The sequence below is a fragment of the Massilia aurea genome, assembly GCF_040790145.1.
Lineage (GTDB): Bacteria > Pseudomonadota > Gammaproteobacteria > Burkholderiales > Burkholderiaceae_D > Telluria > Telluria aurea_C.
This window is the reverse complement of the sequence record NZ_JBFMMP010000027.1, coordinates 20,884-35,475: the sequence shown is the minus strand read 5'-3', so window position 1 is coordinate 35,475 and position 14,592 is coordinate 20,884. Positions and strand designations below refer to the sequence as shown.

At 65.0% G+C, this 14,592-nt stretch carries 10 protein-coding genes; 3 read left to right on the top strand and 7 right to left on the bottom strand.

All coding sequences use genetic code 11. The annotated features are described in order from the left end of the window. Positions 1-292: 292 nt before the first annotated feature. The 3 genes from AB2N08_RS22165 to AB2N08_RS22155 all read right to left on the bottom strand — a co-directional run bounded on the left by AB2N08_RS22165 (position 293) and on the right by AB2N08_RS22155 (position 4,404). A complete protein-coding gene (locus AB2N08_RS22165; RefSeq protein ID WP_367613069.1) occupies positions 293-1,993 on the bottom strand; it encodes a methyl-accepting chemotaxis protein in 1,701 nt (566 codons plus the stop codon). A 28-nt stretch (positions 1,994-2,021) separates the two neighbouring features. Beyond that, complete coding sequence (locus AB2N08_RS22160) at positions 2,022-2,492, bottom strand: chemotaxis protein CheW (RefSeq protein ID WP_367613068.1); 471 nt, start codon at positions 2,490-2,492, stop codon at positions 2,022-2,024. 229 nt (positions 2,493-2,721) lie between these two features. Continuing rightward, positions 2,722-4,404, bottom strand: a complete 1,683-nt coding sequence (locus tag AB2N08_RS22155) for a methyl-accepting chemotaxis protein (RefSeq protein ID WP_367613067.1) — start codon at positions 4,402-4,404, stop codon at positions 2,722-2,724. A 286-nt stretch (positions 4,405-4,690) separates the two neighbouring features. Here AB2N08_RS22155 and AB2N08_RS22150 point away from each other — a divergent pair, with 286 nt between their 5' ends. After that, positions 4,691-5,221: a GNAT family N-acetyltransferase gene (locus AB2N08_RS22150; protein WP_367613066.1), complete on the top strand. Its 531-nt coding sequence runs from the start codon at positions 4,691-4,693 to the stop codon at positions 5,219-5,221. A 103-nt stretch (positions 5,222-5,324) separates the two neighbouring features. Continuing rightward, entirely contained in the window at positions 5,325-7,910 is a 2,586-nt protein-coding gene (locus AB2N08_RS22145) for an ATP-binding protein (RefSeq protein ID WP_367613065.1), read from the top strand. 37 nt (positions 7,911-7,947) lie between these two features. On the opposite strand, the gene AB2N08_RS22140 is transcribed toward AB2N08_RS22145, so the two are convergent. Further along, positions 7,948-9,585, bottom strand: coding sequence for a M28 family peptidase (locus tag AB2N08_RS22140; RefSeq protein ID WP_367613064.1), 1,638 nt, complete (start codon positions 9,583-9,585; stop codon positions 7,948-7,950). 138 nt (positions 9,586-9,723) lie between these two features. Here AB2N08_RS22140 and AB2N08_RS22135 point away from each other — a divergent pair, with 138 nt between their 5' ends. Beyond that, a complete protein-coding gene (locus tag AB2N08_RS22135; RefSeq protein ID WP_367613063.1) occupies positions 9,724-10,143 on the top strand; it encodes a putative quinol monooxygenase in 420 nt (139 codons plus the stop codon). A gap of 446 nt (positions 10,144-10,589) precedes the next feature. Here AB2N08_RS22135 and kdpE read toward each other — a convergent pair whose 3' ends face one another. From kdpE to kdpC, 3 genes are read right to left on the bottom strand one after another with little or no spacing between them, the layout of a single operon-like run. Beyond that, complete coding sequence (kdpE, locus tag AB2N08_RS22130) at positions 10,590-11,282, bottom strand: two-component system response regulator KdpE (protein ID WP_367613062.1); 693 nt, start codon at positions 11,280-11,282, stop codon at positions 10,590-10,592. Then, complete coding sequence (locus AB2N08_RS22125; protein ID WP_367613061.1) at positions 11,275-13,989, bottom strand: DUF4118 domain-containing protein; 2,715 nt, start codon at positions 13,987-13,989, stop codon at positions 11,275-11,277. The genes kdpE and AB2N08_RS22125 overlap by 8 nt, the downstream gene beginning before the upstream one ends. A gap of 3 nt (positions 13,990-13,992) precedes the next feature. Further along, entirely contained in the window at positions 13,993-14,589 is a 597-nt protein-coding gene (gene kdpC / locus AB2N08_RS22120; protein ID WP_367613060.1) for a potassium-transporting ATPase subunit KdpC, read from the bottom strand. Positions 14,590-14,592 lie beyond the last annotated feature (3 nt).

The following is a 14,592-nucleotide window of genomic DNA, read 5'->3' as shown; positions in this document are numbered from 1 at the left end:
CTGCAACGTGGACAACAGCGCCCAGCCTCCCGGATCTGGCCGATCAACGCGATGACCTGCTCGAGGCCGGCTGCCGGATGCAATGCATCGAGCACCCGCAGGCGCTGTGGCTGGTTCAACAAGCGCAGCTTGCTGAACCAGCCCGTGAAACGAGGCGCTTTCATGGACCGCTCCTGTCGATGGCAACAGGGGTTGGACTGCGCAACAGCTCAGCGGTTCAGCTCTCGTCTATTTAACGATAACAGCGCCTTTTTTTATTGCCCGTCATCCGGGCAGCTTCATCACGTCCGGCTCAGAACGCTTCCCACTCGCCTGCAGCAACCGGCGCCTTGGTCCGGGCCGGCACTGGCGCCGACGCCGGCGCGGCGTGTGCAATCGCCACCTTTTTTACCACCGGCGTCGCCCGCACTACGCCCCCGGCAGGCGCGGATGTCGTCGCCTGTGCGCCATCGATCTTGAACACCGCCACCGCCGCCGCCAGCAGCGCCGCCTGCTCCTGCATTGAACTCGACGCTGCTGCCGCCTCCTCGACCAGCGCCGCGTTCTGCTGCGTGCCCTCGTCCATCTGCGTCACTGCCTGATTGATCTGCTCGATGCCCGCAGTCTGCTCGACGCTGGCGGCGCTGATCTCGGCCATGATATCGGTCACGCGCCGCACGCTCTCGACGATTTCCTGCATCGTGGAACCGGCCTGCGCCACCAGCTTGCTGCCGTTGGCGACCTTGCTGCTCGAGTCGCTGATCAAACCCTTGATTTCCTTGGCCGCAGCCGCCGAACGCTGGGCCAGGTTGCGCACTTCGCTGGCCACGACCGCAAAGCCGCGCCCCTGCTCGCCCGCACGGGCCGCTTCCACCGCCGCATTCAGCGCCAGGATATTCGTCTGGAAGGCGATGCTGTCGATCACGCCGATGATGTCGCTGATCTTGTTCGACGATGCGTTGATCTGATCCATCGTGCCGACCACCTGGTCGATCACCTCGCCACCGCGCGCGGCCACGCCAGACGCCGTCTCGGCCAGCTTGTTGGCCTGGCGTGCATTGTCGGCGTTCTGTTTGACAGTCGACGTCAACTCTTCCATCGACGACGCCGTTTCTTCCAGCGCGCCGGCCTGCTGCTCGGTGCGGCTCGACAGATCCTGGCTGCCCGCCGCCACCTGGCTGGCGGCGACCGCGATGGTATCGGTGCCGACCCGCACGGCGCCCACGGTGCGCGCCAGGCTTTCGTTCATCGTCTTGAGCGCCTGCAGCATCTGGCCGGTTTCATCGCGCGCGGTCACATCGATGCGGCTGGTCAGGTCGCCGGCGGCGACGGTGTTGGCCACTTCCAGCGCGCGCCGCAGCGGGCGCGTGATCGAGCGCGTGATCAGGGTGGCGACCAGCGCCGCCAGTGCCAGCGCCAGCGCGCCCAGGCCCCAGGTCTGCCAGATGGTGCTGTCATAGGTGGTAGCGGCGTCGGTCGCAGCCTTGGCACTCATCTCCTTTTGCAGTGCCAGTTCGGCGCCAGTGGCTTCCTTCAATACGCCCAGGCGCGGCCGCAGATTATTCAACAGGTACGCCTTGGCCTCTTCATCCTGGCCCGCATTGATCAGGGCGAGCAACTGGCCCGCGCCTTCCAGGTACGCCATGCTGGCGCTTTCCATGCGGCGCAGGATCGCCAGTTCGTCCGGGTGATTTGCCATGGTCGGCTCCATCTCGGTCAACGTCGCCGTCATCGTGGCGCGCGCACCACTGATGGCGTCGACCTGCTTCTGGCGGTCCGCCGCGTCGGGGTTGAGCATCATATTGCGCAGCGCAATGGCGATGATATTGATCTGCGCTTCAAGCCGGTTGCTCATCTCGATCGCCGGGATCCGGTGCTCGACGAGATCCCTGGTGCCGTTGTTGACGCGCAGGAGCGAGGCATTACTCATCACGATCATTGCAATGAGCATGATGCCGACGATGCCAAAGCCCAGGGACAGGCGCGTTGCGATATTCAGGTTACCGAGTTTCATGGTGTTGTTCGTCTTTCTGCTGGTTGGCTCAGGCAGCCAGCGCCAGCGACGGCACGAGGCCGAGTTCTTCGGATTGCATCAGGGCGTCGATGTCGAGCAGGATCAGCATGCGTTCGCCGACCGTGCCCAGTCCGCGCAGATGGCCGGCGTCGAGCGAGCCCATGGCAGGCGCGGGACGGATCTGGTCGGCTTCGAGCGTCACAACCTCGGACACGCTGTCGACCACCATGCCAATCACGTGCTGTGCGATATTCAGGATGATCACGACGGTCAGGCCGTCGTAGGTTGGATCGGCGAAGCCGAACTTGATGCGCATGTCGACCACGGGCACGATACGTCCGCGCAGGTTGATCACGCCCTTGAGAAATGCCGGTGCATTGGCCAGGCGGGTCGGCGCCTCGTAGCCGCGAATCTCCTGCACCTTGAGAATACTGATGCCATATTCTTCCTTGCCGAGACGGAAGGAGAGCACCTCGCTGTCGTTGATTGCTTGTTCCATGTTTTCCCTGTATTGCCGTAAAGTTCAGTAATATTTCTTATCGGCAAGCAGGGTAAGTTCTAATACGTACGATAACGATGCATGCACGCTAACAAACCGCCAATCATGGTTCAACAGTGATGAAAACTGGACGATTTGCATGGTTTGAGCATGGGCCTATGATTTGTCGAGACGAAAAAAAAACGGCAAGCCGCAGCTTGCCGTAGTAATTTCCTTCAATTTAATGAGTTCAGAACTCTTCCCAATCGCCCGCCGTCACCGGCGCGAGCGCCTTGCGCGCAACCGGCGCCGGAGCTTGGCGCGCCGGGGCTGGTGCAGATACAGGTGCCGGGGCAGGGTCAGGGGCAGGCGCAGGCGTTGCTGTCGACGCATCGATCTGGAATACCGCCACCGCCTGCGCCAGCAGGGCCGACTGCTCGCGCATCGATGTCGCTGCGGCCGCCGCTTCTTCGACCAGCGCTGCATTCTGCTGCGTGCCCTCGTCCATTTGCGTGACGGCCTGGTTGATCTGCTCGATGCCTGCAGTTTGCTCGACGCTGGCAGCGCTGATCTCGCTCATGATGTCGGTCACGCGACGCACGCTCTCGACGATCTCGCGCATGGTGTCGCCGGCCTGCGCCACCAGCTTGCCGCCCTCGGCGACCTTGCCGCTCGAATCCTTGATCAAGCCCTTGATTTCACGCGCCGCTGCGGCCGAGCGTTGCGCCAGATTGCGCACCTCGCCCGCCACCACCGCAAAACCCCTGCCCTGCTCGCCCGCGCGCGCCGCCTCGACCGCCGCGTTCAGGGCCAGGATATTGGTCTGGAACGCGATGCCGTCGATGACCCCGATGATGTCGTTGATCTTGTTCGATGACGCGTTGATCCCGTCCATCGTGCCAACCACTTGCTGGATCACGTCGCCGCCGCGCGCTGCGACGTTCGACGCGACCCCGGCCATCACATTGGCCTGGCGCGCATTGTCCGCGTTCTGGCGCACGGTCGCCGTCAGCTCTTCCATCGAAGATGCCGCTTCTTCCAGGGCCGCCGCCTGTTGTTCGGTGCGGATCGACAGGTCCTGGCTGCCCGCCGCCACTTCGGCCGCCGCCACGGCAATCGTGTCCGTACCCAGGCGCACGGTGCCGACGGTGCGCGCCAGGTTTTCATTCATCGTCTTGAGGGCTTGCAGCAGCTGCCCGGTTTCGTCACGTGTGGTGACGTCGATGCGGCTGGTCAGGTCGCCGGCGGCGACCGTATTGGCCACGTAGAGCGCCCGTGCCAGAGGACGCGTGATCGAGCGCGTGATCGCCCACGCCGCCAGCACCGACAACAGCAACGCGACGCCGCCCAAGCCCCACATCATGAGGCTCGTGTTGCGGTAGGTGGTCGCGGCATCGCGCGCGACATCGTTCGCGATCGCCACTTGCAGCGCGGTCTGCTCGGCCGTCGCCCGCTTCAGGCGCATCAGGAGCGGGCCCAGATCTTCGCCGAGCAGGGCGCGCGCCTCTTCGACTTCCTCGGCCTCGAGGTGCTTGATCATGGCGTCCTGGCCAGCCTTGTACAGCGCCGTTTCTTTTTCCATCTGACCGAGCAGCACCAGCGCCTTCGGGTTCTGCAGCGTGGCGCGCAGCTTGACCAGGATATCGTCCATCGCCTTGCGGGCAGTCATGATGTCCTTCACCTGGCGCCGGTGGTCCGAGCCGCTATCGCTAAGAATCATATTGCGCAGCGAGATCGCGATATCGTTGATCTTGTCCTGCATCTGGTTGGTGAGCGCGATGCGCGGCATGCGCTCGTTGACGATGGCGTCGGTGCCGGCATTGGTTCGCGCCAGCATCGCATTGCTCAGCACGATCATCACGACCAGCATGACGCAGATCAAGCCGAAGCCCACTGCCAGGCGCTTGCCGATATTCAAGTTTGCCAATGTCATGGCGCGTCGTTTCTTGATGGTTGCATTCATGGTTCTTCCCCGATCGGCGCGGCACGCCGAGATTATTACCGTGAGAGAACATTACAAGTGACTTATGGTGATGTCGATAGATGCATGTCAATACGAGAAAATAAAACTAGGTTTAGGCAAAATGTATGGCGTGGGCGCAACAGGTGATGACACAAACAGCATGGCAGAAAAGATATCTTGGCATACATTGTGCTTGGAATAGTTAGAGGTGCGGCGTGTGCGCCGATTGCCATTCCACCATTTGTTCAGGGACTTTATGATCATCCGCAGACTCGATCCACGCACCATCGCCGACTTCATGCCCCAGCTGGGCACACTGCTGCTCGACGCGGTGGCCGATGGCCACTCGCTGGGATTCGTCAACGGGCTTGATCAGGATCAACTCGATGCTTACTGGCGAGTCGTCGCCGAGGACGTTGGCCTGGGGCGGCGCGTACTATTGGCGGCTGAACGCGAGGGCATGCTGGTTGGCAGTGTCCAGCTTGAACTATGTTCCAAGCCGAATGGCCACAACCGCGCCGAAGTGCAACAGTTGCTGGTGCATTGCACCGTGCGACGCCGCGGCATCGGCATGGCGCTCATGCAAGCCCTGGAGATCGAGGCGCTGGCGCTGCGCCGCGGCCTGCTGTTTCTGGACGCCGCCGTCGGTTCCAGCGCCGAGCAGCTGGTGCAAAAAAGCGGCTACGATCGCGTTGGCGAACTGCCCGAGTACGCATGCACACCCAATGGCCGCTGGCATGCGACGGCCATCTATTACAAGACCTTGTTTACGCGCACCCGACGTTGACCGCGATATCCGGTTAAGCTTGCCTTTGGCACCGTTGATCGAACGTGTGCGCCGACCGTTTGTCGCGTAAAATTCGCGCAATTGAACGTTCTGGAAAGCAATTGTGACTGGTACTTCGCCCACCGCACCCCGCAGGCCGCTGCGGGCATACCTGCTCTGGCTCGTCCTGGCGACGCTACTGCCGGGCGTGGTTGGCGCGTCGCTCCTGTTCGTCCATCAATACCAGAAAAGCCGCGCCCAGTTCGAGCGCAACACGATGCAGACCGTGCGCGCGCTGGTGCACACGGTCGACAGCAAATTGCTGCAGGCGCAGGTGATCGCCCAGACCCTCTCGACGCTCGACGCCTTGCAGGTACGCGACTTCGCGCGCGTGCACCGCCAGGCGCGCGAGGCGTTGCTGCTGGCCGGCGACGGCATGACCGCCGTGCTGCGCCAGCGCGACGGCCAGCAGATCCTCAATACCACCGTGGTCTACGGTGAACGGCTACCGATCGAACTGTCCGACTGCCTGGAAAAGGTATTCACTACCGGCCGCCCGGCGATCTCGCGCGTCTTCATCGGCAAGGTCGTGGGCCAGCCGCTCGTCAGCGTCGACGTGCCCGTGATGATCGACGGGCAGGTTGCCTATGTGCTGAGCATCGGCGTGCGGCCCGACTACTTCGACGACATGCTCACGCCCAAATCGGTATCCGACGGCGCCCGTGCGTCGGTCGTCGACGCCGGCGGCACCATCTTCGCGCGCAACCTGAGCCCCGAACGCTTCGTCGGCAACCGCGTCACCGATCCCCTGTACCACGCCATCGAGCGCAAGCGCGAAGGCATCGTGCCGTCGGTGTCGCAGGAAGGCACCGACCTGCTCACCTTTTACTCGCGCTCCGAAACCACTGGCTGGCACGTGGCGATCGGCATGCCGCGCGCGAACCTGAACCAGGCGCTGTTCGAGCCGCTGGCCGCGCTCCTGACCGGCGTGCTGCTGCTGTTTGCGATCGGCCTGTGGCTGGCCTGGCAGATCGGCGGACGCCTCGCGCGCTCGGTCCAGGCCCTGACCGCGCCGGCGGTGGCGCTTGGCCGGGGCGAGACGCCGCCACGCTTCACGCAAGTGCACGTCAAGGAAGCAGCCGAAGTGGCCGAGGCCATCGGCGCCGCATCGAACCTGCTCGGCGAACGCGCGCAGGCACTGGCAATCAAGGAATCCGAATTGCGCGACGCGCATCGCATGGCGCGCTTCGGCACCTGGCACATGCAACTGCCGGGCGGCGTGCTGGTCACGTCCGAATCGGTGCCGCACATCTACGGGCGTGCGCTGCCGCCGTTCGACCAGCAGCGCGGCACGCTGCTGCCCGAAGAATCGTGGCAGCGTGCCAGCGCCCTGCTGCGCGAACTGCAACGCACCGGCGGCAGCGGCAGGCTGCAACTGCAGGTGCTGCACGCCGACGGCCACCGCATCTGGATCGACCTGCATTGCGAGGCGGTGCAGGACGCCGACGGCAAGGTGACGGCGCTGCGCGGCACCATCCAGGACGTGACCGACCGCGTAAACGCCGAAGAAGCGCTGCGCCAGGCCGACCAGCGCAAGAACGAATTTTTGGCGATGCTCGCGCACGAACTGCGCAATCCGCTGGCGCCAATCGCCTCCGGCGCGCAGCTGCTGGGGCACGACAATCTCGACGGCGCGCGCACACGCCAGATCAGCGCCATCATCGCGCGCCAGGCGCGCCACATGGCCGGCCTGGTGGACGATCTGCTGGACGTCTCGCGCGTTACGCGCGGCCTGGTGGCGCTGTCGAAAGAGCGCCTCGACATCAACGAGGTGCTGGCCGAAGCGCTGGAACAAGTCCAGGAGCCGCTGCGCCAGAAGGGCCACACCCTCGAGTCATCGCTGCTGCCTGCGCCGGCCTGGGTCATGGGCGACCGCAAGCGCCTGGTGCAGGTGGTTGGCAACCTGCTGCATAATGCCGTCAAGTTCACGCCCGCCGGCGGCAAGCTGCGGGTTGCGCTCGAACTGGACGCATCGCGGGTGCGCATCGTGGTGGCGGATAACGGCATCGGCATGCTGCCGGAAGAACTCGACCGTGCGTTCGAGATGTTCGTGCAGGGCGAGCGCACGCCGGACCGCACCCAGGGCGGCCTGGGTATCGGGCTGGCGCTGGTGCGCAGCCTGGTGCAGCTGCATGGCGGCAGCGTGCGCGTGGACAGTCCCGGTCAGGGCCTGGGCAGCACGTTCACGGTGATGCTGCCGCGCAGCGCCGAACGCGCTGCCGACAGCAGCAGCGCTGGCAAGGCAACTGCCAGTGCGGCGCAGCAGCTCAAGGTGCTGGTGGTGGACGACAACGTCGACGCGGCGCAGGTGCTGGCGATGTATGTCGGCGCGGCGGGGCATCAGGTGGCGGTCGAACACGACCCGTTCGATGCGTTGACGCGCGCCGCGCAGTTCGCGCCCGACGTCTGCCTGCTCGACATCGGCCTGCCCGGCATGGATGGCCACGAACTGGCGCGTCGCCTGCGCGCCGCGCCGGCGACGGCGCAGGCCCTGCTGGTGGCCGTCACCGGCTACGGCCAGGCCCAGGACCGCGACGCCAGCAGCCAGGCCGGGTTCAACCATCATCTGGTCAAGCCGGTCGACATGGCCGACCTGGATCGCATCCTGACGGCGGCGGCCAGTGGCGCTGCCGCTTCCGCCGCCGTGTGAGCACCGGCGGCGGATTTTCTGCTCCTTTGCGGCGCGGTTACTTGCGCTTGACGCTGCCGAAGGCTTCGCCCTTTTTCCAGGTCGGCATGCCAGGTGCGTTCGCCACTGCATAGCCCAGGTTGAGCGTGAACTGGGCTTGCTGCACCATGCCCGACAAATCCCACGACGGCTGATACGCATCGCTGACCTGGTGGTAGTGGTCCTTGAAGCCCTTGATGTTGGTGCTCGATTCGTGCTGGTGATGCTCGAACTCGAAGTGGCCGTCGCCCGAGAACACGGCCGAACCGACGTTAAACGCCGGCACGCCGGCCTTGGCGAACGCAAAGTGGTCGGCGCGGAAGTAAGCGCCCGACATGTCCGGCGTGCCTGGTGCGATCTTCAGGCCCATCGACTTGGCCACCTGGCTCGATGTCTCATACAGGCTGCTGCGCTCCGCGCCGGCCACGCCGATATCGCGCGTGCGACCGACGAAATTGAGGCTGTCGAGATTGAGATCGGCGGCGGTCTGCGCCAGCGGTACGATCGGGTTGGCCACATACGCGGCCGCGCCCAAGAGGCCCTGCTCTTCGGCGGCCGGCCACAGGAAGATCTGGGTGCGCTTGGCCGGCTTCTTCACCGCTTCGGCCGCCATCACCAAGAGCGCTGCGGTGCCCGACGCGTTGTCGATCGCGCCGTTGTAGATGCGGTCGGCCTTCGGATCGGCGCCGGCTTTCAGTTCGGCCATGCCCATGTGATCCCAGTGCGACGAATACACGACCGCCTGCTCCTTGAGCTTGGGGTCAATGCCCGGCACGATGCCGATTACGTTGAACTGCTCGACCGGCCGGATCGCCGAGCGCAGCTCGACGTGGCCCGCGACCTTCAGGTCGACCGGGCGGAAGTCGCGGCGCTCGGCCTGCGCGCGCAGCTTGTCGAGATCATGGCCACCGGCCGCGAACAGCTCGCGCGCGGTGTCTTCGTGCAGCCAGCCTTCCATCGGATTGCCGGGGCCTTTGAGGCCGAAGCGCTCGTTGCCGAAGCCATTGGCCGGCACGCTCCACGGATACGAGCTCGAAGGCGTCGTGTGGATCAACAGCACGCCGGCGGCGCCGCGGCGCGCGGCCTCCTCGAATTTATAGACCCAGCGGCCATACCAGGTATAGGCCTTGCCGGCGAAGCGGTTTGGCTCGTCGGCGGTGGGTTGCGGATCGTCGACCATCATGACCAGGATCTTGCCCTTGGCGTCGAGGCCCTTGTAGTCGTCCCAGTTTTCTTCCGGGGCCGCCGCGCCGTAGCCGACGAAGACGAGGGGCGCGTCGAACGACAGGTTCTCGTTGCCGCTTCTGGTGCCCATCACGATGCCCTTGCCTAGCTCGGGCTTGAAGGTCTTGCCGCCGGCGGTGAAGGTGGCGCTGCCGCTGATGAGTTTACTGCCTTCGATCTCGACCTTCTGGCGATAGCCGCCGCCTGGGATGGGCTTCAGGCCGATCAGGGCCGCCTGGGTTTCCAGATAACGCACCGTGAGGTCGCCGCCACGCTGGCCGGTGCCGCGGCCTTCGAGCAGGTCATCGGCGAGGAACGACAGGTGGGCGCGCAGCGCGGTCTCGGACACGGCAGCCGGTTGCTGGGCATGCGCGGCTTGGGAGAACGAGAAAATGCAGGCGTTGACGGCCAGGGCAAGAGGATGAAGTCGCATCGAGGCTTTCGTGACAGGATGATGAAAAAGCCATCTTAACCCGACCGGCATCGAATGCGCCAAGATGCCGATGGTGCTTGGCGGCGCACGGGGCCGCCCCTATACTTATCTGAGAACAATTCCACGCGAGGAACAGGCATGACGGTATCCCGACGCACCCTGCTGGCAACGCTGGCGGCCCTGCCGCTGAGCCAATCCCGCGCCGCACCCACACCCACCACCACCAAGAAAGAGACACCCCGCATGTACGGTCTGATCGGAAAAATGCGCGCCACCCCGGGACAACGCGACGCCCTCATCGCCATCCTGCTGGAAGGCACAGCGGCCATGCCCGGTTGCCTGAGCTACATCATCGCAAAAGACGCACAAGATGCCGACGCGATCTGGATCACCGAAACGTGGACCACGCAAGAAAGCCACACAGCATCGCTCACCCTGCCCGCAGTCCAAGCTGCCATCAAACAAGGCCGCCCCCTGATCGCCGGCTTCGGCGAACGCTTCGAGACCGAACCGATCGGCGGCCACGGCCTTCCCCCCACCCAATACCCCAACAATTAGGGTCAGTGTAGATTTATTGGGCAATTACCCAAAGTTGTCAAACAAATCGGCTCCGACCCTAATTTATTTTTGCAGAAACTCTTGCAAATCAATTAGGGTCAGAGTCGAATTATTGAGCAATTTCTTGCGTATTTTTGATAGTTTGATTCCTAGCTTCATTTAAATCCGCCGGAATGACTATTAGATTGATTCATGGATTTTCTGCTCAGGAATTAATTTCAATCGCATACGAAATATGGCCAGAAAGTGGCAATTTTAATTAGGGTCGGAGTCGATATATTGGGAAATTCCCGAATGTTGTCAAACAATTCGACTCTGACCCTAATTTATGCTTTCGGAAAGTCTTGCAAATTAATTGGGGTCGGAGTCGATTTAAATGGCAACTGCAATAATTGCTAATTAAATCTACTCTGACCCTAATTTATTTAACATTGATTCGGGTTATGTTAGCTGAGCCACAGGCGGTAGCCGACGCCGGTTTCGGTTAGCAGGTGGCGCGGTTGGGCGGGGTCGGGTTCGAGTTTGTGGCGCAGGTGGCCCATGTAGATGCGCAGGTAGTGGCCGCTTTCGGCGTGGCCTGGGCCCCACACGGCGCGCAACAACTGCGGGGTCGTCATGACGCGGCCGGCGTTGCTGACCAACACGGCCAGCAGGCGGTATTCGGTGGGCGTCAGGTGGACGTGCTCGCCGTTTCTGGTGACTGAGCGATTCTGCAGGTCGACCGAGACGTCGCTGAAGTGGGTCTTGTCGTCACCGCCGGCCGTCGGTTGGCGCTGGCGGCGCAGCGTGGCGCGCACGCGGGCGAGCAGTTCGCCCGTGCCGAACGGTTTGGTCAGGTAATCGTCGGCGCCGGCGTCGAGGGCGCGGATCTTTTCGCCTTCAGCCACGCGCGCCGACAGAACGATGATCGGCACCGCCGACCATTTGCGCACATCGTGGATGAAGTCGATGCCGTCGCCATCCGGCAGGCCGAGGTCAAGCACGATCAGGTCGGGACGGCGCGTGCCGGCGTCGATCAGGCCACGGCCCATGCTCACCGATTCGTGTACTTGCCAGCCTTCCTGTTCAAGGGCGGCGCGCACGAAGCGGCGGATCTGCGGCTCGTCTTCGACCAGCAACGCGCAAGGGGCATCAGTCATCGTTCATTTCCATCGACAGCAAGTCCAGTTCGGGAGGCGTGCCTGCCGGTAGCGAGAACACGAAGGCCGCGCCCCCCAGGGTTGATGCGCAAGCGCGGATCGTGCCGCCATGTGCGATCACGATCGCGCGGCAGATCGCCAGGCCCAGGCCCACGCCGGGCAATGCCGATTCGCGCTCGCCGCGCGTGAATTTCTCGAAGATCGCTTCTTCGCTGCCGGCGCGCAGGCCCGGGCCATTATCGCTCACGGTGACGTCGATCCAGGCGCCGCGCGCCAGCGCGGCAATCTCGATATGCGAGCCGGCCGGCGTGTATTTTGCGGCATTCTCGACGAGGTTGCACAGCACGCGCTCGATCAGCACCGCATCGAACCGCACCAGCGGCATGCCGGGCGGCAGGCGCACCGTGACCGTGTGCTGGCGCAGCGCCGCACCGCAGGCGCGCAGCGCACTGCCGATGACTTCTTCGAGCGCCTGCCATTCCAGGTTGAAGCGCACTTCGCCGCTTTCGATGCGCGCCATGTCGAGCAGGTTCGCCACCAGTGTCCCCATGCGCACCGCTTCGTCATGCAGCGTCTTGGCCAGCGCCAGCGACGTATCGGGCAGCGCCTCGCCACGCAGCAGCGACTCTGACAAGCCCACCAGCGCCGTCAACGGCGTGCGCAGATCATGCGAGAGCGCCGCCAGCAGCGAATTGCGTAGGCGCTCCGATTCCATGTTCACCAGCGCCGCTTGCGCCACTTCGACGTAGTGCACGCGCTCGAGCGCGATCGCGGCCAGCGCCGCCAGCGCGTCGAGCTGGCGGCGTTGCTCGGGGATCAGGACCCAGCGCCCGCCTTCCGGCTCGATCGCCAGCACGCCGCGCGTGCGCATCGGGGCTACCAGCGGCAGGTAGAACAACGGGCACGCCGGCAGCGTGTCCGTGCCCAGGCCCGCCGGTTGCGCATGGTCGTAAGCCCATTGGGCGATGCCCAGGTCGACGTTGCCGGGCGCCGCGCCGGCCGCCCCGCCATCGTCCGCCGGCGGCATGCCGAGCCGCTCACCGGCATCGGGCACCAGCAGCGTGGCGCGCGCGCCGAACGCATTCTGGATCACGGCGCGGCTCGATTCGAACACCTGCGACGCCGCCAGTGCGCCGGACAACTCGCGCGCGAATTCGTACAGCGCGCGCACGCGCCGCTCGCGCTGCGCCGCCACGCGCGCCTGGAAGCGCAGGCCGGCCGTCAGGTGCCCGGTGATCAGGCCAACGGCCAGCATCACGCCGAACGTGACCAGGTACTGCACGTCGCTCACGGCGAAATTGAAACGCGGCGGCACGAAGAAAAAGTCGAAGCTGGCCACGCCGACGCAGGTGGCGGTGACCGATGGCGCGCGGCCGAAGCGCATCGCCACGAGCAGCACCACCAGCAGAAACAGCATGACGATATTGACCGGATCGAGCCACGGCCGCAGCGGCGTGGCCACCAGCGCCGTGAGCAGGCTAGCACCGGCGGCCCACGCGTGCGGCAGCAGCGATTGACGCGGCTGCGCTGGGGCATCTGGTACGACGCCGCTCGCCGCAGCGGGCGGCACGGCCGGCTGCCCGATCTCGATCAGATCGACGCCCGGCGCCGCGCGCGCGAGTCGCCGCGCCGTGCGGCGGCGCCACGGCCAGCGCGAGCCATCGCGGCCCAGCGCGATGCGCGACAGATTATGGTCCCGCGCGTAATCGAGCGTGCTGGCCGCGACATCCTCGCCCGACAGCACCGCGGTGGTCGCGCCCAGGCTGTGCGCGAGCTTTAGCGTGGCCATGGTGCGCGCCCGCGCGGCCTCGGGCAGCTTGCCCAGGCGCGCCGTCTCGACATACACCGCATGCCAGCCGGCACCCAGTTGCGACGCCATGCGCGCACTGCTGCGCACGACGTGTTCGGCGTGGATTCCCGGCCCGATGCACACCAGCAGGCCCGCGCCGGTCTTCCAGATCGCGTCGATGGATTGCTCTTCGCGCCAGGCGCGCACGTCGCCTTCGACGCGGTCGGCCGTGCGGCGCAGCGCCAGTTCGCGCAGCGCGATCAGGTTGCCCTTCTTGAAGAAGTTACCGGCAGCGCGCTCGGCCTGCTGCGGCTGATACACCTTACCCTCTTTCAGGCGCGCCAGCAGCGCGTCGGCCGTCAGGTCGACCATCACGATTTCGTCGGCGCTGTCGAACACGCGGTCGGGCACCGTCTCGGCCACGCGGATGCCGGCGATGCCGCCGACCACGTCGTTCAGGCTTTCAAGGTGCTGCACGTTGACGGTGGTGAGCACGTCGATGCCGGCCGCCAGCAGTTCTTCGACGTCTTGCCAGCGCTTGGGATGGCGCGAACCGGGCGCATTCGAATGCGCCAGTTCATCGACCAGGATGACAGCGGGCGCACGCGCCAGCGCGGCGTCGAGGTCGAATTCATCGAGCGTCTTGCCGCGATAGTCGATGCGCCGGCGCGGCAGCAGCTCGAGGCCATCGAGCAGGCGCGCCGTCTCGGCGCGCCCATGCGTTTCGATCACGCCCACCAGCGGCGCGGCGCCGTCAAGCTGCAGCTTGCGCGCCTCTTGCAGCATGGCGTAGGTCTTGCCCACGCCGGCCGAGGCGCCAAAATAAATGCGCAGGCGCCCGCGCGCGGCGCGCCGGTCTTGCTCGCGCAGTTGCGCAAGCAGTGCGTCGGGGTCGGGTCGCTGGTGATCGTGCGGCATGGTCTAGCGAGTATGCGCGATTTCAGCGCCGGTTACCACGTCCAGTGACAGGTTCAACGCCAGCACGTTCACGCGCGGCTCGCCGAACAGGCCCAGTACGCGCAGCTCGGTGTGCCGTTCGATCAGCGCACCGACCCGCTCGACCGGGATGCCGCGTGCACGCGCCACGCGCGCCGCCTGGTACTGCGCTGCCGCCAGGCTGATCTCGGGATCGAGACCGCTGGCCGACGTCGTCACCAGGTCGACCGGCACGGGCGCCGTGTTGGCAGGGTCCAGCGCGCGCAGTGCGGCGACGCGATCCTTGACCGCTTGCTGCAGGGCCGGATTGAGCGGCCCCTGGTTTGAACCGCCCGAGCCGCCGCCGTTATTGGCCATCGGCGCGGTGGCCGATGGCCGGCCCCAGAAGTAACCGGGCGTGGTGAACGACTGGCCAATCAGTGCCGAGCCGACGGTCTTGCCGTCCCGTTCAATCAGGCTGCCGTTGGCCTGCGCCGGGAACGCCGCCTGGGCGATGCCGGTCACGGCCAGCGGATACAACACGCCGCAAATCAAGGTGAGCACCGCGAACAGCACGAGTGCGGGGCGAAGAATCGATTGCATGAT

Bases quoted from the DNA above. Each gene is read 5' to 3' on its own strand.
- AB2N08_RS22165 (WP_367613069.1), bottom strand. From the start codon at position 1,993: ATGAAACTCGGTAACCTGAATATCGCAACGCGCCTGTCCCTGGGCTTT.
- AB2N08_RS22160 (WP_367613068.1), bottom strand. From the start codon at position 2,492: ATGGAACAAGCAATCAACGACAGCGAGGTGCTCTCCTTCCGTCTCGGC.
- AB2N08_RS22155 (WP_367613067.1), bottom strand. From the start codon at position 4,404: ATGACATTGGCAAACTTGAATATCGGCAAGCGCCTGGCAGTGGGCTTC.
- AB2N08_RS22150 (WP_367613066.1), top strand. From the start codon at position 4,691: ATGATCATCCGCAGACTCGATCCACGCACCATCGCCGACTTCATGCCC.
- AB2N08_RS22140 (WP_367613064.1), bottom strand. From the start codon at position 9,585: ATGCGACTTCATCCTCTTGCCCTGGCCGTCAACGCCTGCATTTTCTCG.
- AB2N08_RS22135 (WP_367613063.1), top strand. From the start codon at position 9,724: ATGACGGTATCCCGACGCACCCTGCTGGCAACGCTGGCGGCCCTGCCG.
- kdpE (WP_367613062.1), bottom strand. From the start codon at position 11,282: ATGACTGATGCCCCTTGCGCGTTGCTGGTCGAAGACGAGCCGCAGATC.
- AB2N08_RS22125 (WP_367613061.1), bottom strand. From the start codon at position 13,989: ATGCCGCACGATCACCAGCGACCCGACCCCGACGCACTGCTTGCGCAA.
- kdpC (WP_367613060.1), bottom strand. From the start codon at position 14,589: ATGCAATCGATTCTTCGCCCCGCACTCGTGCTGTTCGCGGTGCTCACC.